This is a genomic window from Halomonas sp. R57-5 (assembly GCF_900070345.1).
Classification (GTDB): Bacteria; Pseudomonadota; Gammaproteobacteria; order Pseudomonadales; family Halomonadaceae; genus Vreelandella; species Vreelandella ventosae_B.
Genome location: NZ_LN813019.1, coordinates 3,742,645 through 3,765,608, shown reverse-complemented (window position 1 = coordinate 3,765,608; position 22,964 = coordinate 3,742,645). Strand labels below are relative to the sequence as shown.

At 54.6% G+C, this 22,964-nt stretch carries 28 protein-coding genes; 20 read left to right on the top strand and 8 right to left on the bottom strand.

The annotated features are described in order from the left end of the window. Positions 1-35: 35 nt before the first annotated feature. From HALO_RS17280 to HALO_RS17245, 8 genes are all read left to right on the top strand, one after another. Positions 36-884, top strand: a complete 849-nt coding sequence (locus HALO_RS17280) for a 3-hydroxybutyryl-CoA dehydrogenase (protein WP_035577454.1) — start codon at positions 36-38, stop codon at positions 882-884. 116 nt (positions 885-1,000) lie between these two features. After that, positions 1,001-1,774, top strand: a complete 774-nt coding sequence (locus HALO_RS17275; RefSeq protein ID WP_035577456.1) for an enoyl-CoA hydratase/isomerase family protein — start codon at positions 1,001-1,003, stop codon at positions 1,772-1,774. 118 nt (positions 1,775-1,892) lie between these two features. Further along, positions 1,893-2,510 carry a LysE family translocator gene (locus tag HALO_RS17270; protein ID WP_050713747.1) on the top strand — a complete coding sequence of 206 codons (618 nt, stop codon included), beginning with the start codon at positions 1,893-1,895 and terminating at the stop codon, positions 2,508-2,510. 51 nt (positions 2,511-2,561) lie between these two features. Beyond that, entirely contained in the window at positions 2,562-3,251 is a 690-nt protein-coding gene (locus tag HALO_RS17265; protein WP_050713746.1) for a glutathione S-transferase family protein, read from the top strand. Positions 3,252-3,320: 69 nt separating this feature from the next. Continuing rightward, the gene (locus HALO_RS17260) at positions 3,321-3,860 is read left to right on the top strand and encodes a YaeQ family protein (protein ID WP_035559495.1); all 540 of its coding nucleotides are present in this window, start codon (positions 3,321-3,323) and stop codon (positions 3,858-3,860) included. Between the two features lie 250 nt (positions 3,861-4,110). After that, entirely contained in the window at positions 4,111-5,100 is a 990-nt protein-coding gene (locus HALO_RS17255; RefSeq protein ID WP_050713745.1) for a lipid A deacylase LpxR family protein, read from the top strand. Between the two features lie 50 nt (positions 5,101-5,150). Continuing rightward, positions 5,151-5,471: a hypothetical protein gene (locus HALO_RS17250; protein WP_035577459.1), complete on the top strand. Its 321-nt coding sequence runs from the start codon at positions 5,151-5,153 to the stop codon at positions 5,469-5,471. Positions 5,472-5,549: 78 nt separating this feature from the next. Next, positions 5,550-5,867 (top strand): DUF6693 family protein, encoded by a 318-nt coding sequence (locus HALO_RS17245; protein ID WP_035577460.1) that lies wholly within the window; start codon positions 5,550-5,552, stop codon positions 5,865-5,867. Positions 5,868-5,983: 116 nt separating this feature from the next. On the opposite strand, the gene yghU is transcribed toward HALO_RS17245, so the two are convergent. Beyond that, positions 5,984-6,856: a glutathione-dependent disulfide-bond oxidoreductase gene (yghU, locus tag HALO_RS17240; RefSeq protein WP_050713744.1), complete on the bottom strand. Its 873-nt coding sequence runs from the start codon at positions 6,854-6,856 to the stop codon at positions 5,984-5,986. A gap of 105 nt (positions 6,857-6,961) precedes the next feature. Here yghU and HALO_RS17235 point away from each other — a divergent pair, with 105 nt between their 5' ends. Next, positions 6,962-7,657, top strand: coding sequence for an aspartate/glutamate racemase family protein (locus tag HALO_RS17235; RefSeq protein WP_050713743.1), 696 nt, complete (start codon positions 6,962-6,964; stop codon positions 7,655-7,657). Positions 7,658-7,672: 15 nt separating this feature from the next. Here the strand turns inward: HALO_RS17235 and HALO_RS17230 are convergent, their stop codons facing one another. Both HALO_RS17230 and HALO_RS17225 read right to left on the bottom strand, forming a co-directional pair. Continuing rightward, complete coding sequence (locus HALO_RS17230; RefSeq protein WP_035577466.1) at positions 7,673-8,107, bottom strand: organic hydroperoxide resistance protein; 435 nt, start codon at positions 8,105-8,107, stop codon at positions 7,673-7,675. 120 nt (positions 8,108-8,227) lie between these two features. After that, the gene (locus HALO_RS17225) at positions 8,228-8,698 is read right to left on the bottom strand and encodes a MarR family winged helix-turn-helix transcriptional regulator (RefSeq protein ID WP_035577468.1); all 471 of its coding nucleotides are present in this window, start codon (positions 8,696-8,698) and stop codon (positions 8,228-8,230) included. 180 nt (positions 8,699-8,878) lie between these two features. Here HALO_RS17225 and HALO_RS17220 point away from each other — a divergent pair, with 180 nt between their 5' ends. From HALO_RS17220 to HALO_RS17195, 6 genes are all read left to right on the top strand, one after another. Next, positions 8,879-9,952, top strand: a complete 1,074-nt coding sequence (locus tag HALO_RS17220; RefSeq protein WP_035577470.1) for a TRAP transporter substrate-binding protein — start codon at positions 8,879-8,881, stop codon at positions 9,950-9,952. Between the two features lie 70 nt (positions 9,953-10,022). Continuing rightward, positions 10,023-10,616 carry a TRAP transporter small permease gene (locus tag HALO_RS17215; RefSeq protein ID WP_035577472.1) on the top strand — a complete coding sequence of 198 codons (594 nt, stop codon included), beginning with the start codon at positions 10,023-10,025 and terminating at the stop codon, positions 10,614-10,616. A gap of 2 nt (positions 10,617-10,618) precedes the next feature. Next, complete coding sequence (locus HALO_RS17210) at positions 10,619-11,899, top strand: TRAP transporter large permease (RefSeq protein ID WP_035577475.1); 1,281 nt, start codon at positions 10,619-10,621, stop codon at positions 11,897-11,899. A gap of 17 nt (positions 11,900-11,916) precedes the next feature. Continuing rightward, complete coding sequence (locus HALO_RS17205; RefSeq protein ID WP_231896738.1) at positions 11,917-12,444, top strand: gluconokinase; 528 nt, start codon at positions 11,917-11,919, stop codon at positions 12,442-12,444. 120 nt (positions 12,445-12,564) lie between these two features. After that, positions 12,565-13,560: a gluconate operon transcriptional repressor GntR gene (gene gntR, locus HALO_RS17200; RefSeq protein ID WP_035577479.1), complete on the top strand. Its 996-nt coding sequence runs from the start codon at positions 12,565-12,567 to the stop codon at positions 13,558-13,560. Positions 13,561-13,651: 91 nt separating this feature from the next. Continuing rightward, positions 13,652-14,500 carry an MOSC domain-containing protein gene (locus HALO_RS17195; protein ID WP_035583156.1) on the top strand — a complete coding sequence of 283 codons (849 nt, stop codon included), beginning with the start codon at positions 13,652-13,654 and terminating at the stop codon, positions 14,498-14,500. On the opposite strand, the gene HALO_RS17190 is transcribed toward HALO_RS17195, so the two are convergent. Beyond that, on the bottom strand, positions 14,454-15,359 hold the full coding sequence (locus HALO_RS17190; protein ID WP_035577481.1) for a DMT family transporter: 906 nt from the start codon (positions 15,357-15,359) through the stop codon (positions 14,454-14,456). The two genes, HALO_RS17195 and HALO_RS17190, sit on opposite strands and share 47 nt — an antisense overlap. 197 nt (positions 15,360-15,556) lie before the next feature. Here HALO_RS17190 and HALO_RS17185 point away from each other — a divergent pair, with 197 nt between their 5' ends. Then, complete coding sequence (locus HALO_RS17185) at positions 15,557-15,979, top strand: OsmC family protein (RefSeq protein WP_035577483.1); 423 nt, start codon at positions 15,557-15,559, stop codon at positions 15,977-15,979. A gap of 172 nt (positions 15,980-16,151) precedes the next feature. Here the strand turns inward: HALO_RS17185 and HALO_RS17180 are convergent, their stop codons facing one another. Beyond that, complete coding sequence (locus HALO_RS17180; RefSeq protein ID WP_035577485.1) at positions 16,152-16,583, bottom strand: PRC-barrel domain-containing protein; 432 nt, start codon at positions 16,581-16,583, stop codon at positions 16,152-16,154. Between the two features lie 463 nt (positions 16,584-17,046). Here HALO_RS17180 and HALO_RS17175 point away from each other — a divergent pair, with 463 nt between their 5' ends. Continuing rightward, positions 17,047-18,003: a L,D-transpeptidase family protein gene (locus HALO_RS17175; RefSeq protein WP_035577486.1), complete on the top strand. Its 957-nt coding sequence runs from the start codon at positions 17,047-17,049 to the stop codon at positions 18,001-18,003. Between the two features lie 35 nt (positions 18,004-18,038). Here HALO_RS17175 and HALO_RS17170 read toward each other — a convergent pair whose 3' ends face one another. Both HALO_RS17170 and HALO_RS17165 read right to left on the bottom strand, forming a co-directional pair. Further along, positions 18,039-18,707: a 2OG-Fe(II) oxygenase gene (locus tag HALO_RS17170; RefSeq protein ID WP_035577488.1), complete on the bottom strand. Its 669-nt coding sequence runs from the start codon at positions 18,705-18,707 to the stop codon at positions 18,039-18,041. Next, the gene (locus HALO_RS17165) at positions 18,704-19,375 is read right to left on the bottom strand and encodes a CoA pyrophosphatase (protein ID WP_172821681.1); all 672 of its coding nucleotides are present in this window, start codon (positions 19,373-19,375) and stop codon (positions 18,704-18,706) included. The genes HALO_RS17170 and HALO_RS17165 overlap by 4 nt, the downstream gene beginning before the upstream one ends. A gap of 94 nt (positions 19,376-19,469) precedes the next feature. Between HALO_RS17165 and HALO_RS17160 the strand changes: the two genes are divergently transcribed. Next, a complete protein-coding gene (locus HALO_RS17160) occupies positions 19,470-20,027 on the top strand; it encodes an NUDIX hydrolase (RefSeq protein WP_035577492.1) in 558 nt (185 codons plus the stop codon). Between the two features lie 16 nt (positions 20,028-20,043). Here the strand turns inward: HALO_RS17160 and HALO_RS17155 are convergent, their stop codons facing one another. After that, entirely contained in the window at positions 20,044-20,355 is a 312-nt protein-coding gene (locus HALO_RS17155; RefSeq protein WP_035577495.1) for an NGG1p interacting factor 3 protein, NIF3, read from the bottom strand. A 127-nt stretch (positions 20,356-20,482) separates the two neighbouring features. On the opposite strand from HALO_RS17155, the gene HALO_RS17150 reads away from it, so the two are divergent. Next, positions 20,483-21,433, top strand: coding sequence for a sugar-binding transcriptional regulator (locus tag HALO_RS17150; protein WP_050713742.1), 951 nt, complete (start codon positions 20,483-20,485; stop codon positions 21,431-21,433). Between the two features lie 181 nt (positions 21,434-21,614). Next, positions 21,615-22,934: an ABC transporter substrate-binding protein gene (locus HALO_RS17145; protein WP_050713741.1), complete on the top strand. Its 1,320-nt coding sequence runs from the start codon at positions 21,615-21,617 to the stop codon at positions 22,932-22,934. The last annotated feature ends 30 nt before the right edge of the window (positions 22,935-22,964 follow it).

The window sequence follows — 22,964 nt, the reverse complement described above, 5'->3', positions numbered from 1 at the left end:
CGCCTAATGTTGATAATCGATAGAGGAGAGAGTGTATGAGCGACCAACTTATTGGCGTTGTAGGCGCAGGCACCATGGGGCAGGGGATTGCCCAAGTGGCGATTGTTAGTGGCTTTCACGTGCGCCTTTACGATGTGGCCGAGGAGCAGCTTGGCCGTGCTAAAGCGAATATCGATAAAGGCTTGGGCAAGCTCGTCACTAAAGACAAGCTTAGCGAGGCGGATAAAGACGCCGCGCTGGCACGACTCTCCACCACCACCGAGCTGGACGCGCTAAGCGACTGCGCGGTGATTATCGAAGCAGCTCCAGAACAACCCGAACTCAAAGAGAAGCTGTTTCGTGACCTCAGCCAGTTGAGCAGTACCGCCATTCTGGCCTCCAACACTTCTTCGCTATCACTCACCCGTCTAGCGGCAGTGTGCGAGCACCGCGAGCGCGTAGTGGGTATGCACTTCTTTAATCCGGTGCCGGTGCTCAAGCTTGTGGAAGTCATTCGTGCGGAGCAGACCTCGGACGCGACCGTGGCTGAAATTGAAACGCTCGCTACGGCGCTGGGCAAAACCGCCGTGCCGGTTGGCGATGCCCCGGGTTTTGCGGTCAATCGCCTGTTGGTGCCCATGATCAACGAAGCCGCGTTTATCGTGCAGGAAGGCACCGCGACCCCTGAAGCGGTTGATAACGCCATGAAGCTCGGCGCGGCTCACCCCATGGGGCCGTTAGCGCTGGCGGACTTGATCGGCCTGGATGTCTGCCTGGCGATTATGGAGGTGCTTCAAGAGGGCTTTGGCGACCCCAAATATCGCCCTTGCCCCTTGCTCAAACGCATGGTTGCAGCGGGCTACCTAGGGCGTAAAAGCGGGCGTGGTTTTTATCACTACGATTAGCTTGCGCTGACGTAAAGAGCGTGGCGTAAAGAAGTTATTGCCACTCAACCAAGCGTTCGCTAGGGTTGGGTGGTGTTCACTTAATGTTCAATAACAAATCAAATAAGGAGTCCGCTATGAGCGAAGCAGTCATCGAGAAGGTTGATAACGATGGGATGGTACAGCTGACCATCAATCGTCCTAAAGCGCTAAATGCCCTTAACAGTGAAGTGCTTGCCGCGCTGGAAGCGCACTTAGTAGAACTTGAGTCTCACCCCAGCCTACGCGGTGTAGTGATTACCGGCGCGGGCGAGAAGTCCTTCGTAGCCGGTGCTGATATCACCGAAATGCGTGATAAAACGCCAGAAGAGGCGCGGGCCTTTGCCAGCCAGGCGCTGCGTACCATTAAACGCCTAGAGACACTGCCCGTGCCGGTGGTCGCGCTGGTGAACGGGTTTTGCCTTGGCGGCGGCTGCGAACTGGCGCTGGCCTGCGACTGGGCGGTAGCCAGCGAGAACGCCGTCTTCGGCCAGCCGGAAGTGCTGCTGGGCGTCATTCCTGGCTTTGGGGGTACACAACGCCTGCCACGCCGCGTCGGGCCTGCCATGGCGATTGATCTGGTCACCACCGGGCGCAAAATCGACGCCCAAGAGGCGCTACGTATCGGTTTGGTGAACCGGGTAATGCCGCAAGCGGAGCTAGAAAACTACGTTGAAGAGTTAACCAAGCAGCTCAAGGGTAACGGCCCGCAATCGGTGCGTGGCGCCAAGCAAGCTGTTCACGACGGGTTAGATCAAGACCTGGACAGCGCGCTAGCGCTGGAAACCAGCCTGTTCGCCTTCTGCTTTGCCGGTAACGAGCAGAAAGAGGGCATGTCGGCCTTTATCGAGAAGCGTAAAGCTAACTTCTAGGCTTTTATTAATTACAGCTTTATTCGTTCCAGTTTTGCTTATTTAGGGGGTGGCGCTTGCGCCMCCCCCGTTTTATTCTCAAAGGCTTCTTACTACTAATCTCTTCGGAGTTGCCACGATGCAATGGGCCGCATTTATCTTCGCCGCGCTTGGTTTTGCCTATCTTCCAGGGCCTGCGATGCTATACACCGCAGCGCAAACCCTAGGGCGTGGCCGACGAGCAGGGTGGTTAGCGGTTCTGGGRGTGCATATAGGCTKCTATGTCCACGTTATTGCCGCCGCTCTTGGCCTGGCGCTGCTGTTTGCGGCGATTCCGCCTGCCTATATCGCCATGAAAATTATCGGTGGGCTTTACTTGCTGTGGATGGGGCTGCGCCTATGGCAGCAGGGTATCCGTGCCCAAGGCGATGAAGTTCCGTTGGCCACCACTAAACGCGTGCTGCGCGATAGCTTTCTAGTGGAAGTGCTCAACCCTAAAACAGCGCTCTTCTTTGTCGCTTTTCTGCCCCAGTTTGTGCAGCCCGAAAGCGCGATGCCGGTGGCCTGGCAACTGCTCTGGCTAGGGATTGCCACCAATGTGCTGTTTTCATCTGCGGATGTCGTGGTGGTGCTACTGGCGAGCCCCTTACGTAAATGGCTACAAAAATCCCACGGCTCTTCCCGGCTGATTCAGCGCATTGGCGGTGGCGTATTAATGGGGCTGGGCGGTAACACGCTGGCGCAAGTGGCGCGTTAAGGATGCCTGCCCAAACCGGCGAATTGTTTACCCTCATATAAGGAGCGCTGCATGTTTGATTTGTATATTGCCAACAAGAATTACTCGTCCTGGTCGCTGCGCCCTTGGGTGCTGATGAAGGCMCTGGAAATTCCGTTTAACGAGCATCTAATGCCCTTTGAAGGGGGCACCGGTGCGAGCCACGACACCTTTATCCGCTTTTCACCCTCGGGCTTAGTGCCTTGTTTAGTGGATGACGAGCTGGCGGTATGGGACTCCTTGGCGATTGTCGAGTATCTGGCTGAGCAATACCCTAACGTCTGGCCGAGCGATAAGGGCGCCCGCGCTTGGGCGCGCTCAGCTACTGCCGAAATGCACAGCGGGTTTAGTGCTCTGCGTGACGAATGCTCAATGAACTGTGGCATGCGAGTGGCGTTAAATAGCTTGTCGGCCAAGCTCAAAGCCGACGTGGCTCGCCTGGATACGCTATGGCAGCAGGGGCTTGAACGCTTTGGTGGGCCGTTTTTAGCAGGCAAAGGCTTCACTGCGGTCGATGCGTTTTATGCGCCCGTGGCGTTTCGCGTGCAGACGTTCAACTTACCGCTCAGTGACGCTTCCCAGGCGTATGTTGAGCMCTTATTAGCACTGCCTGCCATGCAAGCCTGGTATCAAGCCGCGCTTGAGGAGCCCTGGCGCGAGCCCATGCATGAGACTGATACGCTGAAAAATGGCCAAGCAACAGCTGATCACCGTAAACTTTAACCCACTTGGCAATTCACCAGGGGTACCCAGCATCGGGTACACTGACGCAAATTTCGTTTGGAAACGTCCATGGCTCTTAGCGCAACGCCCTACAAAGTTGATATTAATCTGACCGACCTGGATCGCGGGGTATATGAAACGCTGCGCTTTACCGTGGCTCGTCATCCCTCAGAGACCGAAGAGCGCATGACCGCCCGCTTACTGGCTTATGTGTTGTGGTACAGCGAAACGCTGGCCTTCGGGCGCGGGCTTTCCGATGTGGACGAGCCAGCGCTATGGGAGAAAAGCTTAGATGGGCGTTTGCTGCACTGGATTGAAGTAGGCTTGCCGGATGCTGAGCGTATCACCTGGTGCTCGCGCCGGGCCGAGCGCGTGACGCTGCTAGCCTACGGTCGGGTAGACCTATGGGAGAGCAAAGTACTCGCCAATGTGGCATCGCTGAAAAATGTGCACGTGGCGGGGCTGCCCCAAGAGGCGCTCGCAACCATCGCTAAAGATTTGCCAAGGGCTATCAATTGGGCGGTAATGATCAGCGAAGGCTCGCTGTTTATTACCGATGAAAACGGTCAGCATGAAATTACCCCGCAGTGGCTGCTGCGTGACAGATAGTGATTATTCTTGATCATTAGCCTACCAACTTTCGTCTAGTCGACTACGCTATAAATCTAAGCAATCAACAGCATAAGGGTGGCCTATGAGCCATCCTTAATTTTTAGTGTTTTAGCCTTTTTGCGTAGAAATTTGCAAAAGTATGCTTGCTATCTTTTTGCACAATTACATACAATCAACAATGTTTGTTGATATTCATCAAAAAGCAGCCTCCAAAAACGCTCCCTAGAAAAATCTCAAGGAACGAGTAATGAAAGCAATGACCCCTTTACGATGGCAGCTATTCCCGCTAGTGGCTGTCGTAAGCTTGCTGTCGACGCTGGCGCAGGCCAACGATAGCGTCCTCTCGATTAAGCACGAAAATGATGGCATGGCCAGTAGTGATGATGGCCACTTTACCAGCGGTTTTGAGCTCAATTGGGCGTTTGAACCCGAAGCGCAAAGCTGGACACAGCGCCTGGCGACTGCTTTGCCCGATAGCCTCATTGGCAACGCTGATATGGCCGCTTTCCGGCTCGTGCATCAAATTTATACGCCCAACAATATTGAGCAGCGTGGGTTGATCGAAGATGATCGCCCCTACGCAGGGATTGTTTACGGAGGTATATCGCTCTATGAAGATGTGCCCATGGGGAGCTGGCGACAAGCGACTGACCTGCATCTGGATATTGGTTTGGTTGGGCCCTCGTCACTTGCCGATAGTATTCAGCGTGAGGTACACAGGGTGACCGATAGTGATCGCCCCAATGGCTGGAAGAATCAGCTTGGCGATGAAGCGATCGTCAACGTAGCCATGCGGCGCCAGTGGTGGCACAGCTCCCCATTAATCGGCAAGCAGTTTGCCCATGGCCCTAGTGTCAGCGCCGCTTTGGGCAACCTCTACACCTACGCAAGTGCTGGGTATAGCGTTCGCTGGGGCGATGAGGCGCCCGGCATACCTACGCTGACGCCAAACCCCGGCAGTCGCTACCATTTGACCGCTAAAGAGGGCTGGCAGTGGTACCTGTTTGCCAGCGTCGATGGTTACTATATGGCGCAAAACCTGACGCTTGATGGCAATACGTTCAGAAATAGCCACTCGGTTGATCGCAAAGAGTGGGTAGGCGACGTATCAGCAGGGCTGGCGTTGGCCTGGGAAGATTGGCAGGTGACTTACGCGGCTGTTCAACGCTCTCGGGAATTCGATGGCCAGGAAGAGCAGGATAAATTCGGTTCTATCACCCTATCTAAGCGCTTCTAAACGGTTAGGTGAGGTGAGTAGAAGCGCCCAACGGGAAAGGAGTATTTCTTATGGCTAACAAGTACCCCCACACCCCTGATGGGCGCTATTTTGTCGCCAAAAACCGGCTTTGGCGCTGCACCGACCCGGGCTTAGGTGAAGATGAAAAGCGCATCCATATCAAAGCATTGATGAAAGCCCGTCGAGCGGTTAGATCAGCCCAGCAGCAAGATGATGAAGACGCGCTGCGCCAAGCCCGCAACGCGGTGCAAATCGCTAAAGAAGCCCTTGGAGAGCGTGGCCCGGTATGGTGGGATGATGACGCCCCCGATGAAGGCGGTTTGGCGCCCCATAACAGTTCCTATGCCGAGTGGTGGGGGCAGCTCCCCTAATTTATATTAATTTATAATTCACGGTTGGGGCTTGCGGTGTTACTCTCTGCCGCTTTCCACGCATACTAAGGGCAACCTGTGAAGATCAAAGCAGACCTCTCCATTCTAGATATCATTGGCCATCTACTTGTCTGGGTGGTGTTGAGTATTATCACGCTTGGCATAGCGCTATTTTTCTTCCCTTATTCGTTTGCGCGGTTCGTCATTAATCGCACGTCGGTAGTGGATGCCAGCACTGGCGTCGAGCGAAAAATGGTCTGCGATATCAATCTATTCAGCAATGTCGGCCACATCATCCTATGGATGCTGATTTCACTGGTCACCTTTGGCTTAGGGTATATTTTCTACTTCTATCGGGTTTGGAACTATGCTTTGAATAATTCGCGCTTTGAATAACTCGCGCTTTGAATAACTCGCGGGTTGAATAGCGTTAAAGAGAGCAACCCCGTGTTTAGCATCCATGAGGGCCTACGTTGAGAGATCAAGCGTAGGCCCTTTTTTTTGGTGGCTACTTACTCGCTATCAGTCAGTTTGTCCTGCGTTTTGAGCTCGAAGTCGCTGGCATCATGGCGTTCGTGCAACTGCTCGTGTGGCTCGCCAAAGGAGCGGTTGACCATCCGACCGCGTTTAACGGCTGGGCGCTCATCAATCTCTTCAGTCCAGCGTAGAACGTTCTTGTAAGTGTGGGCTTCCAAGAATTCAGCCGCTTCATAGACGCGATTTTTCACCAGCGCGCCGTACCAAGGGTGAATCGCCATGTCGGCAATGGTGTACTCATCGCCCGCCATAAAGCGGTTTTCCGCCAAATGGCGATCAAGTACATCAAGCTGGCGCTTTACTTCCATGGTGTAGCGGTCAATCGGGTACTGATATTTCTCCGGCGCGTAGGCGTAAAAATGGCCAAAGCCACCGCCTAGCATCGGGGCGCTGCCCATTTGCCAGAACAGCCAGGAGAGGCACTCGGTACGTTTCGCCGGGTCGCTGGGTAAAAATTCGCCAAACTTTTCAGCCAAGTAAAGCAGGATAGCGCCGGACTCAAATACCCGTTGAGGTGGATGAGTAGAGKGATCCATGAGTGCGGGGATTTTGGAGTTGGGGTTCACCTCGACAAAGCCGCTGCTGAACTGATCGCCTTCGCCAATTTGGATCAGGTAAGCGTCGTACTCGGCGCCTGTTACACCTCTTTCCAGCAGTTCTTCCAGCATCACGGTGACCTTGACGCCGTTAGGCGTGGCAAGGGAGTAAAGCTGCAGAGGATGTTTACCCACCGGCAGTGCTTTTTCATGGGTCGGGCCGGCAATGGGGCGATTGATGTTGGCAAATTTACCGCCGTTGCCAGGTTCCCATTTCCAAACGCTCGGGGGAGTATAGGTGTTGTCGCTCATTAGTTTCCTCGCTATAAATATTCTATCGGTGACAAAGCGGCTACAAGGGTTAGCTAGTGCTTAGCCTGATAATAAAGTAGTTCATTTTCCCAAATGAGGTGGCGGATGCGTGTTATTGGTGTGCTAGGCGGCATGAGCTGGGAATCTMCCCAAGGCTACTACCGAGCCTTAAATGAGGGCGTAAAAGCAGCGCTAGGTGGCTTTCATTCGGCTAAGATCGTGATGGTTAGCGTCGATTTTGCCGAAATTGAAGCACTGCAGCAGCAGGGTGATTGGTACGCTGCTGGAAATCTGCTGGCCAGCGCTGCCCAAAGCATCGAGCGAGCGGGCGCCGACTGTCTGCTGATTGCCACCAACACCATGCACAAGGTATCACCCGCTATTGAACAGGCGATTACGATTCCGTTGCTGCATATTGCCGATGCCACTGCTGAACAACTCACCGCGGACGGCATTACGCGCGTCGGTTTATTAGGTACGCGCTTTACCATGGAGCAGAACTTTTATACCGGCCGCTTAGAAGAACAGTTCGGCATTGAGGTCGTCGTGCCGGATCAGACCGAGCGCGATGTCGTTCATCAGATCATTTACCAAGAGCTCTGCCAGGGCCGCATTGAAGATGACTCACGACAGCGCTATTTGGCCATCATCGATTCACTGCATGCCCAAGGAGCCCAGGCGGTAATTTTAGGCTGTACCGAAATCGCCATGCTGGTGAGCCAGCGCGATACCTCAGTGCCGCTTTACGACACCACCGCTCTGCATGCTCAGAAAGCGGTGGTGTGGGCACTCAGTGATTAATCCAACTAATAACGCTTAGACCAGTGTCAGGGTGACGTTAATATTGCCACGGGTGGCGTTGGAGTAAGGGCAGACAACATGGGCTTTATCGACCAACTGCTGGGCAACGTCTTGCTCAAGACCGGGCAGGCTGATTTTTAGCTCAACTTCGATACCAAAGCCGGTCGGAATGGCACCGATACCCACATGGCCATCAATCTTCGTGTCCTGGGGAAGCGTTACTTTTTCCTGGCTCGCCACGTGTTTTAGGGCGCCTAAAAAACAGGCCGAGTAGCCAGCGGCAAAGAGTTGCTCGGGGTTAGTGCCATCACCGCCTGCACCGCCCAGTTCTTTAGGCGTACTGAGTTTGACATCCAGCGCGCCGTCGGATGATTTGGCGTGACCTTCACGGCCACCCGTAGCGGTAGCATGGGCACGGTAAACAACGTTCTCGATAGTGGTCGTCGTCATTCTGAATCTCCTGTTAGCTTTAATAATTATGAACTTGCGCTTTTAATTTAGCGCAGCTTTATTTTGCGCGCAATATAAATGACAAATAAAAATCGAAGCCCTTCGCCAAGAAACGAAGGGTTACTGGTTTTTTTGGAGGCTATCGCGTAGTAGCACCAAATCCTCTTTCAGCGTGGTCAGTGCCTCAATCGACTGCTCACTGGCATGCACTACACAGCTAGGAATATGGTATGCCTGTTCGCGCAATGCTTTGCCTTTGTCGGTGAGATAAAGCTCAACCACGCGTTCGTCTTCATGGCTGCGTTTGCGATTCAACAACTGATCGGCTTCAAGACGCTTTAGCAGCGGCGTCAGTGAGCCAGGATCGGTTAGTAGGCGCTTACTCATAGTGCCTACTGTGATGCCATCGTTTTGCCACAATACCAGCATGGCCAGGTATTGCGGGTAAGTAAGCCCCAGCTCTTTGAGTAGGGGCTTATAAACTTTGGTCATCATCAACGAGGTTGAATAGAGCGCAAAGCAAAGCTGGTGATCGAGCTCTAATTCGCTACAAGATGGTTGCACAAGTATGGTTTCCGATCCGAAATACATCGCCTAATGTAGCGCGGGAAGCAGTTAGTGGCTATCCCTAGACGTTGGTCGTAAGTTGGCAGTTTTGTTTTGACACGCACAGGGCAGGTGGCTAGCCTTCGCTTACTGAATGTTACCGGTAACAATTTACCGGTCTTTAAGTTTTGCTATAAACAACAATGAGTATTTGGAGATAACGCTATGACCGCTATTTGGCGCAACACACTGACCTTCGTCGGCGCGACCACGCTGACATTGGGTATGGCTCATGCTCAAAGCCCTGAGCTCTCTGATCCGCCTGAGATAGAAGGCGATGTAGTCGGCGATCACGGTTCGCATACTTTGCGCATGGGCATTGGTCTTGCGGAAAGCTCACCTCAGTTCCTCTCCAGTCAATACTTTGGTGAGATTCTGGAGCAGCGCACCGACGGCCGTATCACGGTTAACGTTTTCCCTAACAGCCAGTTAGGTGACGACGTGCAAATGCTGGAAATGCTGCAAACCGGCACGCTGGACATGACCTATCCATCTAGCTCAGCGACTACGGGCTATGTCGAAGCGCTGGCGGCCTTCGACCTGCCTTTCCTGCTGCCTAGCCGTGAAGCCGCCGTGGCGGTTATGCAGAGCGATGTGGCTCAGGGCATGCTAGACGCCTTTGAAGGTACCGGTCTGAAGGCGCTGGCCTTCTCTGAAAATGGCTATCGTCAGCTCTCTAACAGCGCTCGCCCGGTGTCTAGCCCTGACGACGTTGCCGGTCTTGATGTGCGCGGTTTAAGCGTTCGCACTATGGAAAACCCGGTGCACTTGGCGATTTGGGAAGCGTTAGGCGCTAACCCCACGCCAATGGCGTTTGGTGAACTGTTCTCCGCGATGGAGCAGGGCGTTGTTGATGGCCAGGAAAATCCTTGGAGCACCATCCTGACCTCTAATTTTAACGAAGTGCAGGATTACGGCACCGAGACGCGTCATGTCTATACTCCCTTTATCATGATGCTTTCCGAGCGTACCTGGGATCGTATGGCGCCTGAGTATCAAGCACTTGTGCAGGAAGCCGCGCGCCAGTCCGCAGAGTACGAAATTCAGCTCTCTGCTGAATACGATGATTGGTCTCGCGACCAGCTAGCAGAGCGTGGTATGGAAATTACCCGCCTGGACGACGAGCAGTTAGCCGCGTTCCAAGACGCCGTTCAGCCGGTATACGAAGAGTGGGCGCCGCGCATTGGTGAAGACCTGATCGCCGACATTCAAAAGATTGTTGAAGAGAGCAGCAACTAAACCTTACGTTTAGCGCACGACTCGGGCAGGCCGTTGCGCCTGCCCGACGCGTCAGTGCCCTGGAGTTCCTATGTCACTCTCCTCTACACCCCCCAATACGTCTACGCCGATTGAAGACCCCTCGGTGTATCTGGATGATCCCAACCGCAAATCACTGGAAATCGATACCGACACCCGGCAAGGGCCAGCCCTGTTCCGCTGGCTGACCTTAGGGATGGAGTATCTGATCGGCGCTATTTTAGTGGCGTTGATTGTGTCCGTTTCCTGCAATGTGGTGGGGCGTGCGCTGTTTAATTACTCGCTGCCCTGGGCGGATGAGCTAGCGCGCATGCTGTTTATATGGCTGGTGTTTATCGGCGCCGCTGCCGCTTTTTCCCGCTACGAGCATATTGCCGTTGACGCACTGGTGCGGCGCCTGCCGCTGCGTTTGGCGCATATGCTCTATCTGCTGCAGCACCTGATTATTACCGGCCTGATGGTGGTAATGATTTGGGGCGGCTACCAAGTGCTGGCACGCTCTAGTGGGCGTTCAGCGATTATGAACGTGCCGCTGAGTTTGATCAGCCTTTCGCTGGTGCTGTGCGTTATCTTTATTGCGGTGGTTTCGATGTGGCGGATGTGGGTCAGCCTGAACGTTATTCGCCACCCTGAGCGGGAGCGCTAATCATGTTATGGATTTTTCTGGCCATTTTATTGGCCTCCATCGTTATTGGGCTGCCGATTGCCTTTGGTTTAGGCGTTGCAGCGTTGGTGATGGCAGTACTCTCTGATATTCCACTGTCGATCATGATCGAACAGTCTATTCGCGGGGTGAACAGCTTTCCGCTGCTGGCGATCCCGTTCTTTATTTTAGTTGGCGAGGTGATGAGTAATGGCGGTATCGCGCGTCGCTTGATGGAACTGGCGGCTGCCTTGGTCGGCTTTATGCGCGGCGGGTTGGGACAGGTAGCGATTACCGGCTCGATGTTCTTTGGCGGTATCAGTGGCTCTGCAGTGGCCGATACGGCTGCCACTGGTGCGATGATGATTCCCTCTATGAAAGAGCAGGGCTACACGGCGGCCAATGCCACCGCGATTAATACCGTCTCGTCGGTGATCGGGATCATTATTCCACCCTCAATTCCACTGATTCTCTACGGCATTGTCACCGAAACCTCCATTAGCCGCCTGTTTATCGCCGGTATCATCCCCGGCCTGTTGATTGGCTTTGCACTCATGGTGACCACCTATATTCTTGCTAAAAAGGATGGTGGTGGCGTGCAGCAGTTTCGCTGGGATCGTCTCTGGAAAGCCTTTAAAGCTGCCTGGCTGGCACTAGTGCTTCCGGTTATTGTGATTGGCGGTATCATTTTTGGCGTGTTTACCGCGACCGAGGCGGCCGTTGCGGCCCTGCTCTATGCGCTGGCTATTTCGCTGGTGGTCTATCGCGAATTCAAGCTTAAAGAGCTGGTCGGTATGCTGATTCGCACTGCTCGTTTGACCGGTATGGTGATGATGCTGCTGGCGTTCGCGACGGTTATTGCTTGGTTTCTTACCATCAATATGGTGCCGCAGACCCTGGTCAGCCAAGTGCAGGCGATCACCCAGGACCCATTTATGCTGCTACTGATTGTGGCAACTTTGCTACTTTTGGTGGGATTCGTAATGGACTTAACCCCGGCGATGGTGATCATGGCGCCTATGCTTGCACCCATTGTGACCTCAGTGGGCGTCGATGCCGCTTACTTCGGTGTTCTGATGGCCTTTGTATTGGGCATCGGGCTATTAACGCCACCGGTGGGTACTTGCCTCTATGTGGGTTGCGGTGTAGGTAAAGTCTCCATGGAGTCGCTGGTCAAAGCCATGCTGCCCTACTACGCGGCGCTTTTGGTCGTGCTAGTGATCCTGATTGCTTTCCCCGGTATCGTCACTTGGCTGCCTGATCTTACTGCCGTACGCGGCAATTAAATAATAGGAGAGCCTCTGTGAAGAACCTCTCGCAGCGTATTTTAGTGATGGGCGTGTCTGGTTGTGGGAAGTCACATGTTGGGCAGCAGCTGGCAGACMCCCTGGGCTCGACCTTTATTGACGGTGACGATTATCACTCACCGGCCAACGTGGCCAAAATGGCCAGTGGTACGCCGCTTAACGACGATGACCGGAGCGAGTGGCTGGATACCTTGGCAGCGCTGTTCGCCGAGTATCGGGCAAGGGGAGAGTCGCTGGTGATTGCCTGCTCGGGGTTGAAAAAACGCTACCGCGATCGGCTGAGACAAGGCGACCCCGCCCTGCAGATACTCTATTTAGCGGGCAGCCGGGAGCTACTGCTTGAAAGGCTTGAAACCCGAGCAGGCCACTTCTTTAAAGGCGATACCATGTTGGCCAGTCAACTGGCCGACCTGGAGCCGCCTAGTGAAGAGGAGGCCTTCAATGCCTCAATCGCCTTATCACCCCAAGAGATCGTGACGCAATTTGCTGCTACGCTGCCGCCGCCCAGCCGCTCGTCCGTTTAGAGGAAAATAAGCGCAAGGGAGGTAAGTTAAAGGACAGTAAATTAAAGGAGATAATGGGCATTGGGGTCGCCTCTTTCAGGTAGGCCACAATGCTTACACCTTGCATAAGGCAGTCACTTTTTGAAGAAAAAACGCCCCACCCTACAGGATATAGCCGACCACGTAGGGGCTACCAAAATGACGGTAAGCCGCTGCCTGCGTGATCCTGAAACCGTCTCGGAAGGCCTGCGTGAACACATCTTCTCGATTGCCGAACAGATTGGCTATATTCCCAACCGCGCGCCGGATTTACTCTCCAGGTCGACCAGCCACTCCATCGGAGTTCTGGTGCCGTCGCTCACCAACCAGGTATTCGCCGATGTGATCCTCGGTATCGAAACGCTAACGGAACCGGCAGGCTATCACCTGATGCTTTCTCACTATGGCTATAGCCCCGAGCTTGAAGAGCGCAGCCTCGCCTCGTTGCTCTCCTATAACGTCGACGGAATCATTCTTTCGGATCGCGACCATACCCCGCGCAGCCTGAGGATGCTGGAAACCGCCGGTATCCCGATTGTGGAAATCATGGACACCCACCGCCCGCCACTGCAGCAGGCCGTAGGCTACGACAATGTCCAAGCCGCGTACGACATGGTGAGTGAGATGATCAGACGCGGTCGCCGCCAGGTGATTTATCTAGCGGTGCGCTTGGATGAGCGTACCCGCCAGCGCGAACTGGGCTATCGCCAAGCCATGCAAGAGCATTCATTAACGCCCGTTACTCTGCAAAGCACTCAGCGCTCCTCGTACAGCGTAGGGGCGGCGCTGCTGCAACAGGTGATTGCCGATTACCCTACTGCGGATGGACTATTCTGTACTAACGATGACGTCGCGGTAGGCGCCTACTTCGAGTGCCTGCGGCGCGGCATTGATGTGCCTGGGAGAATGGCACTGGCCGGCTTCCACGGCCACGATGTAGGGCACGTGATGACCCCTCGGCTCGCCAGCGTGGTCACCCCGCGTCAGGCTATTGGTGAAGCTGCAGCGGGGGAGCTGCTTGCTCGGCTTCGCGGTGAGCCGTTGACCCAACAAGTAGTAGACTTGGGCTATCGCATCGAAGCAGGCATGACGCTCTAGTACAGCGGTGTTAGCAAAGCGGCGCGTTTTCGAGTAGCCGCGAATGTTGGGAGTGGCTAAAGTAGTGTTTTACATATGTCGCGAGGCCACCGTGCAGATTACTCAACTCAACATCTACCCCGTTAAATCGCTCAAGGGCATCAGCCTTGCCCACAGTGCTGTGCATGAGCACGGACTAGCCTGGGATCGGCGCTGGATGCTGGTGGATGCGCAGCAGCGTTTCGTTACTCAGCGCCAACTCCCGGCGCTGGCCACCGTCGAGGTCGCGCTGACCGACGAACACTTAGTGTTGTCACATCCCAATGTCGAGCCGTTGAACGTGCCACTGACCCAGCCTGAGGGAAATCTGCGCTTGGTTAGCGTGTGGAATGACCACTGCAAAGCGCTGCCGGAGAGCGAAGAAGTCTCGCGCTGGCTGGTTGCCGCCTTGGGCGAACAGGCCCAAGGGCTTAGCATGGTGCGTTTTGCCACCGAGTTTACCCGTGCCGTTGAAGAGGATTTTCTGGATGGCGGCGCGGCGCATACCTACTTCTCCGACGGCTACCCCTTTTTGATTGCCACCACGGGCTCATTAGATGCTCTTAATCAAGCTTTGGTAGCGAAGGGACAGGCGCCGGTACCCATGAACCGCTTTCGGCCCAATATCGTGATAAAGAGCGATGAGGCGTGGGCGGAGGATCGTTGGGCAACGCTGGCCGAGCAAAGCGGAGCCTTTCAGTTGGCGCTGCGTAAGCCCTGTAAACGCTGCAAAGTCACCACCATTGATCAGCATACGGCGGCAGTGCCTGCCCCTGCAGAGCCGCTGAAAACGTTGATTGAGCTCAATACTCAACCCACCCAAAAAGGTGCGTACTTTGGCCAAAACGCCACGCTGCTTGAAGGTGCAGACAGCGTTATTCGTGTGGGGGATAGACTGGTGGTGACGATTCGCGACGCCTGATACGCAGTAATTTGGTGGCGATGGCCGTGCCGATCAGGGTAATCACCATCCCGGCGATAATCTGTAGGTTCAGGGTTTCGCCAAGCAATAAATAGCCCCATATCAGCGCACTAACCGGTACCAGAAAGGTCACCGTTGAGGTAGCCGTGGCGCCCGCGCTGGCGAGCAAGCCAAAGTAGAGCAGGAAGGCCAGCGTGGTACTGAGCCCAGCCAGAGCCAGGGCGTTACCCCACGCCAAAGGGCTGATCGGGTCGTTTGGCCACAGCAATATGCCGGGAATCAGCAGCACAAGTGCCGACATGGCACTACTGCCTGCGGCTAGCACACGCGCCGGTAGGTGGCTCAGGCGCGTTTTGGAGTAGTTACTCGCAATGCCGTAGCAAAACGTCGCCCCCAGGGCGGCTAAAATAAACCAGCCGTCCCCGCCCAGGGCAAAGTCGAGCCGATTGGCAGACAGTATGTAAACACCCAGTAGCGCCAAGGCGAGCCCCACGTACTGCTGGCGCTGTATCGCGGTAGCGAAGAACAGCGCGCCAAGCAGCGCAGTGAAAATCGGCGTGGTGGCGTTAATCAGTGAAGTGAAGCCCGCCTCAAGTTGTGTGGTGGCGAGCGCCAGTAGTGAAAAAGGCAATACATGATTGACCACCCCTAACAATAACAGCGGCCCCTTATGCTGCCAGATGAGTCGCAGATAGTGCAGGCTGATCAGCAGCGGCACCAAGAGCAGGGCACCAATCCCCATGCGCACAAACACTAGCGGCACTGCGCCAAACTCGGGGGCGGCCACGCGCATAAAGATAAATGACAACCCCCATAGCGAAGAGAGCAGTATCAAGCGCAGCGTATCAGCCGACGACATGGTGAGTCCTTAACGTCTAATCAATTAGGTAGCTAACTAGCTTACGGCTGAATAGAGGGGGATGGAAGCTATTGAGCATGCGGGGACAGCAAAACCGTAAAAAATCAGCTACGCTGGTTAGGKGGTCGAGCGGCAACCGTCGTTAGGCCCTGTCTGACAACATGTCTATGCATATTGGCACACACAAGGAGTTGTTCATGGATCGTAAAGCTAGCGCACGTTGGGAAGGTGGTCTCAAGGATGGTAAAGGCACCGTTTCAACCGAAAGTGGCGTTTTAGATGCCAAGTACTCCTTCAGCAAGCGCTTTGAAGATGAAAAAGGTACCAACCCCGAAGAGCTGATTGGCGCGGCGCACGCCAGCTGTTTCTCAATGGCCCTGTCAATGATTTTGGGCGAGAAAGGCTACACCGCTGATTCTATCGAAACCAGCGCCAAAGTGACTCTTTCCCAAAGCGATGCCGGGTTTGATATCTCGAAAATTCACTTGGACGTTGTGGCTGAGATAAGCGGCGCCGACGATGCCGCTTTTCAGGAAGCAGCGGAAACGGCTAAAGCTAACTGTCCTGTTTCCAAGGTTCTTAATGCAGATGTAAGTATGACGGCTAAATTAAAAGGCTGACGATAAGCTTTTTGATAGCTTACGTTTTTTAATAGCATAAGTTATGGTGCCGCCACATTGATTGATGTGGCGGCATTTTTAATTATTTTTTATTGTCTTAACGAGTAGGAAAGAGTGTTGATAATAAAAAAGCCTTGGCAAATGCCAAGGCTTTTTTAGAACTAATTAGCATTTACTCATCTTCGCTTTTATCTTCGCTACGGTGATACTCTTCAGCAGCTTCAAGTGCATCTTCTGACGCATTAACGGTAATGACATAATCTTCGCCATCTTCTTCTTTGGTCAACTCAAGTGAGTCCCATTCGATAGCGACGTTTTTCTCACCCATCCCAAGGAAACCACCGACACCAACGACAACAGCATTAATTTGGCCATCTTCATCGATCACCAAGTCAGTGATGGTGCCGATATCTTCATCATCTTCGACGCTGCTTTTGACTTGGTTGCCGGTTAAAGCATCGGAATGGAAAGTACCTGCTGGCGTTTCCGTCAGGTAAGTCGCTTCCATGGTGGTGGTATTTTCTTCGGCGTTAACAGTGCCTACGGCGAACATAACGGCCGGCACCATGAGAGTACCTAGAATAGCGGGTTTGATCATTTTCATTTTGCTTGCTCCTTGCGATTTTATTGGGGCTTAACGACTCCGCGTCACAACCCAAATAAATCGATAGCGACGGTACTGACTTCGTTTAATAGAAGCGATATCAACGCCGGTGCTATCATTCCTGATTGTGTTAATTGCGCCTATGCACTTTATGCTTGGTATTTGATACAGAGTATTTAATACATAGCATTTAATGCATTGGCTTAATTAACGCTATCTTGCGCGTCACTGCGCTAAGACAAATATTAGACTAGTCGCTGTGCTCAGAAATACAACAAATAATGTGAATTTTTAGGTATCAGAATCGCTTTGAGCCCACTCCTAACGGCGCCACTGGGCCGCCGTGCGACAGTCTGTCGAGTTGACCTGCTTCCGTCCAGTGTTCATATTCGTCTCCAAATGGCTCGCTTTTCATCCCCGCCTTGAGAAAAGTGAGGTCGCATAAAAAGGAGACTCCCTGACCATGACTTCCCACCCTTTGCAGACGTTAAAACAGCTCTGCGTCAGCAGCGTTGCGCTAGGCGCGTGGCTGTTAGCCTTGAGCGCTACAGCTGATAGCAGCGAGCTGCCCAAAGGTCATTTTCTGCTGCCTGAAGAGGGCAATATTGTGGGCCAAGTGTATACCATCACGGCGACCGAAGAGGACACGCTGCTGGATATTGCTAAAGCACACAATGTGGGTTACGAAGAAATTCGTATGGCTAATCCGGATACCAGCCTGTGGGTGCCGGGAGAGGGAACCGAGGTGACGATTCCCGGGCAGTTTATTTTGCCCGATGAGGCGCGAACCGGGATTGTCATCAACGTGGCGGAGCTGCGCCTTTATTATTACCCAGAGGTAGAGGCGGGCGAGACGCCGCGTGTTGAGACGTACCCCATTGGTATTGGGCGCGATGCCTATAATACGCCGCTGGGGATTACCGAAACCACCATGCGGCTTGAAAACCCGGCCTGGTACCCACCTGAGTCGATTCGGCGTGAAGCCGCTGAGCGTGGTGATCCCGCCCCTGCGGTTGTGCCCCCCGGTGCCGATAACCCCTTAGGTAAATACGCTATTTTGCTGGATATCCCCGGTTATCTGATTCACGGCACTAACCAGCCGGACGGCATTGGTATGCGTGCCAGCCGCGGCTGTATCCGTATGCATCCAGAGGATATTGAATCAGTTTTCTGGCGTGTGCCGGTGGGCACTCAGGTCAATATTATCGATTCACCGATCAAAGTAGGCTGGAGTGAAAGCGGGACAAATTACATCCAAGCCTTTACCGCAACGGATGAACAGGCATTTGGCATGGATATGCTGTTAAACGTTGTGGGCTTGATTGAGCAACACGAAGGTGGCAATTCATCTAGCGTTGACTACGAACAGGTGCGCGAAGTGCTGGAGCAGGCCAACGGTCAAATCGTTCCGCTTAGTTAGTCTATTGGGGTTAGCCTGTTGGGGGGCTGAAAACGCTAGCGGGCTGGATCTAGCACGCCACCCAGCGAGGCATTGCGCCGGAACCAGCCCGCAATGCTGGTACGCGGGTGGCGGGTAGGCAGTACTTCGTGGGGAATGGTTTCCGATAAGAAGCAGGCGAAAGTGCCTGCCTCGGGTACTACGCGGGCGACCTCCTGGTTGGGGGCGTCCGGGTGGTAAACCACCATTTCACCGCCGCCGTCGCTTGGCCAGTCTGGTGTCAAATAACCAACGGTGGAGATGACGCGGTTAGCGCGACCACGAAAGCTATCCAGGTGGCGCTGATAAAAAGCCCCCGGCGGGTAGTGGGCAAAGTGGGCTTCGTACTCAAATAAGCCCAAAAACAGCGCATGGTTAAGCGCTTGCTGTAGCTCGCTCATGGTATCTAAGTAACGCCGTTGGGCAGCGCTCTCGCGATCAAGCCAGTGAATGGCGTCACCACGAATATCTTTACGCAGCAGGTGCTGCTGGCCACGACCGATCCCCGCTTCATCCAGACCGTTATAGGCCGCCCGATGCAGAAGTTCGTGATTCAGCGCCTCGCATAGCCCAAGGTCAATGACCCCGCGGCCCACATACCAGCCTTGTTCAACCAGTGCATCCACAAGGGCGACCTGAGTCGCTGGCTGCAGTGCAGGTGACGAAGTAGCAACACTGGGGGTCATTTGCTGGTTCTCGATGGCGCCGGGCGCGAAGTATTCGTGGAGGATTTTGAGAGTCGGCTTGTGCGTTCAGGGTAGTGGTGCAGCGGCCCAGCAGGTCGCTGATACAAATCAATCGGCATACCAAAGCCTTCGGCCAGTAACTCCACTAACATCATCGCCGAGAGCCCCCAGATAACGTGGCCGTCTACGTGGTAGCTGGGCACGTAGTGGGCAACGCCATCGACGGTAATCACATCGGTATGCGTTCGGTGGTCGTCTAAAAAGTGACTCAGCGGCACTTCAAAAATGGCGTCTAGCTCGCCGGGGTCGGCAATCAGCGGTAAGTCGGGTGGAATAATGCCGACCCAGGGAGTAACGCGAATACCGTGCAACGAAATGACATCCGACAGCCGTCCCAGGGGTTGCACCAGACCGGGGTCGAGGGCAATCTCCTCTTCTGCCTCGCGCAGTGCCGTGGCGTATAGGTCGCTGTCAAAGGGCTCGCGCTTGCCACCTGGGAACGCCACTTGGCCACTGTGGGTGCTCAAGTGGCTGGCCCGGCGAGTAAACAGTAAGGTAGGCGCTGGACGTTCGACAATCGGCAACAGCACGGCGGCCTCGGGCATCACGATGTGATCCAAGCGTTGAGGCGTCAGTTGTTGCAGCTGTTTACGCAGTTTCTCTAACATGGGGCATCCAGTTACTTTGTTCTCTTTTACCCAGCAGCGGTCGTTGACGTCAAGCGCGTCGAGGCTTCTATTCACTAGCCGTTGAGAATACGCGATGAACTTTTGCAGCCAGTGTGGTGATAAAGTACGTTTTGCTGTCCCAGAAGGCGATGACCGCCCGCGTTACCTGTGCGATGCCTGCGGTACGATTCACTATCAGAACCCGCGCATCGTGGCCGGTACGCTGCCCGTTAGCGGTAGTAAAGTGCTGCTCTGTAAGCGGGCGATTTCACCGCGCAAAGGCTACTGGACGCTGCCCGCTGGCTATATGGAAAACGCCGAATCAACTCAGCAGGCGGCCTCCAGAGAAACCCGTGAAGAGGCCTGTGCGGAGGTCGAACTGGCCAACCTGTACACGCTAATCGACCTGCCGCATATCAATCAGGTGTATATGATCTTTCGCGCCGAGTTAATCGGTGGCTTCAGCGCCGGGCCGGAAAGCCTGGAAGTCGCGCTGTTTGAAGAGCACGAAATTCCCTGGGATGAACTGGCCTTCACCACCATTGAACGCACGCTACGCCACTTCTACGCCGACCGCGCCCACAACGAATTTCCGCTGCATATCAGCATGGTGACTCCCGAAGATCGGGAGCGCTATTTTGGCAGTGCGTAAGACGTTAACCAGCTGATTATAGATCGGCTAACGGCCACACATCATAAGCGACTTCTTCGTAGGGGTGGGCAAGTTTCAAGGCGGCGATGGCGCCATGGATATGCGCTTCATCGCACAACAATTCGACTTTGAACTCTTCGACTGTTTCCAGACTGCCCACCGAGCCGATATGCGGGTGGGCACCTTCCGTAGGGCGAAACTGCCCTGTGCCTCGGGTTTGAAAACAGACATTTTCATAATCGCCAATACGTCCTGCACCAGCTTCAAATACGGCTCGCTTAACGCTTTCGGCATCTTCCACAGGAACAAAAAAAGCCAGTTTGTACATGCTGTATCTCCAAACGGTCGATCCATTGTGAAACGCGTAATTCTGGCTATGTTAGCGGATAGGCGACTATTGGTCGCGGGGTTAGCTTTGTATGATGATGCCTGATCAACAATACGGGAACCATCGAATGGATAAATTTGAGGTAAAGCTGGATCAAGCAGCCAGAGCCGCTTGGATGTCCTATGTCGGTGGCATGACCCAGGATGAGATTGCCAGCCAGTTGGGCGTTTCGCGGCCAGGGGTGCAGCGCCTATTGGCGTTGGCTCGCCAGGAAGGGCTGGTGAAAGTGCATATAGATCACCCCATTTCGAACTGCATGGCGCTGGGCAGCACGCTGCGCGATCACTTTGGTTTGACCTACTGCGAAGTGGTGCCCGCCGATAACCACGCCGCCGACAGTGCCGCCGCTTACTTGGCCGTGGCTGCCGCTGAGCGCATTGCCCAACTGGTTGAACGCAGCGAACCGTTGACGCTTTCGTTAGGCACCGGGCGTTCGGTGCGGGCAGCGGTTGAAGCGCTGAGCCGCGTTGAGCGGCCTCAGCACCGCTTTGTGTCGCTGGTGGGGAATGTTGCCAGGGATGGCTCAGCTAACCGCTACGATGCGGTGATGGTGATGGCGGATAAAACCGGCGGCGAACGCTTTTTACTGCCCGCGCCGGTAGTCGCCGAGTCGCTGGCTGAAAAACAGGCGATGCTAGCGCAACGCCTGTTTAAGGCGATTGCTGATGTGGCCAGAGAGTCAGAGGCTGCCTTTATCGGCATCGGGCGTATTGACCGCCAGGCCACGCTGTTCCAAGACCACTTTATTAGCGAAAGCGAGCTGGATGAATTGCTGAACCTAAAAGCGGTGGGAGAGTTGCTTGGCTGGCCGCTTAACCGCGACGGTGAGGTGATCGACTGCTCAATTACGCGACGGGTCMCTAGCCTGCCTCTGGAGCGCTTTGGGAAGCACCATATGGTAGCCATTGCGGGAGGGCACGAAAAAGCCCCGGCGATACACGCCGCGCTGCGTGGCGGTTGGCTGAAAGGGTTAGTCACCGACGAAATAGCCGCACGGCAGATTGTTGAGGCGCTATAAGTTGAGAGGGGTTGGAGTGGTAGCGCGTGCGCTGCAACATGCGTCAAAGGTGATAAGTTAGCGTAAAGTCTAAGTTAATCGGCTTTGCTTTTTTTTGGCTTACGTACGATCATTTGTTCGATAGATGATCAATAAGATCAAGGCGACAACAATGCCAATACCAGCCCACTAGGAGTTCTTTATGCGACTCGCACGTCACTTGCCCGTCTCCACGCTAGCGGCCGCCATTGCCATGTCAGGCCATGCCCAGGCGCAGACCGAAATTACCGTGGCCACGGTTAATAACAACGACATGGTGATAATGCAGAGCCTCACCGAGGCTTTTGAAGAAGCTCACCCCGATATCACCCTGGACTGGGTGGTGCTCGAGGAGAACGTGCTACGTCAGCGGATGACCACCGATATTGCCACCGATGGTGGCCAGTTCGACGTGATGACCATCGGCACCTACGAAGTACCTATCTGGGCAGAGCGCGGCTGGCTGTCTCCCCTGGATAACCTGCCCGACGACTATAACGAAGACGATCTGCTGGCCTCGGTGCGCGATGGTTTGAGCTTGGACGGCACGCTCCACGCTCTGCCGTTTTATGCCGAAAGCTCGATGATGTACTACCGCCAGGATCTGTTTGAGAAAGCGGGTATTGAGATGAGCGAGCAGCCCACCTGGGAAGAGGTACGCGAGTGGGCAGGCGAGCTGCACGGCAGCGAAGAGGGGGTGGCGGGAATCTGCCTGCGCGGAAAACCCGGCTGGGGCGAGAACATGGCCTTTGTTTCCACCCTGGTGAATACCTATGGTGGCCGCTGGTTTGACGAAGAGTGGAACCCCGAGCTCAACTCTGAGGCGTGGGTTAACGCTATCCAGTTTTATGTCGACTTGCTCAATGACTACGGCCCGCCAGGCGCAAGCTCCAATGGCTTTAACGAGAACCTGGCGCTGTTCTCCCGCGGCAATTGCGCGATGTGGGTAGATGCCACCTCAGCAGCGGGCAAGCTGTATGACGGCAATGAGTCCGATGTGGCGGATAGCTTAGGCTTTGCTCCAGCACCCGTGGCCGAAACGCCGAAAGGTTCACACTGGTTGTGGTCCTGGGCGTTAGCAATACCGGCTTCTTCAGAAAACCAGGAAGCGGCGCTTGAGTTTGTTACCTGGGCCACTTCGCAAGAGTACATTGAGTTGGTCGGTGAAACCGAAGGCTGGACCAGCGTGCCCCCAGGCACCCGTGAGTCGACCTACGCCAACGAGCAGTACACCGAAGCAGCCCCCTTTGCAGACTTCGTGCTGAAGGCTATTCAAGACGCCGMCCCTACCGACTCCACCCTGGAACCCAATCCCTATGTGGGCGTGCAGTTTGTGGGCATTCCAGAGTTTCAGTCGATCGGCACCCAGGTTGGCCAAACCATTGCCGCGGCGCTAACCGGTGACACCACGGTGGAGCAGGCGCTAGACAGTGCTCAGCGTGCCACCGAACGCACCATGCAGCGGGCTGGTTATCTAGACTGATGGCCGCAATGCCTGCCTTGGCTAGCCAGG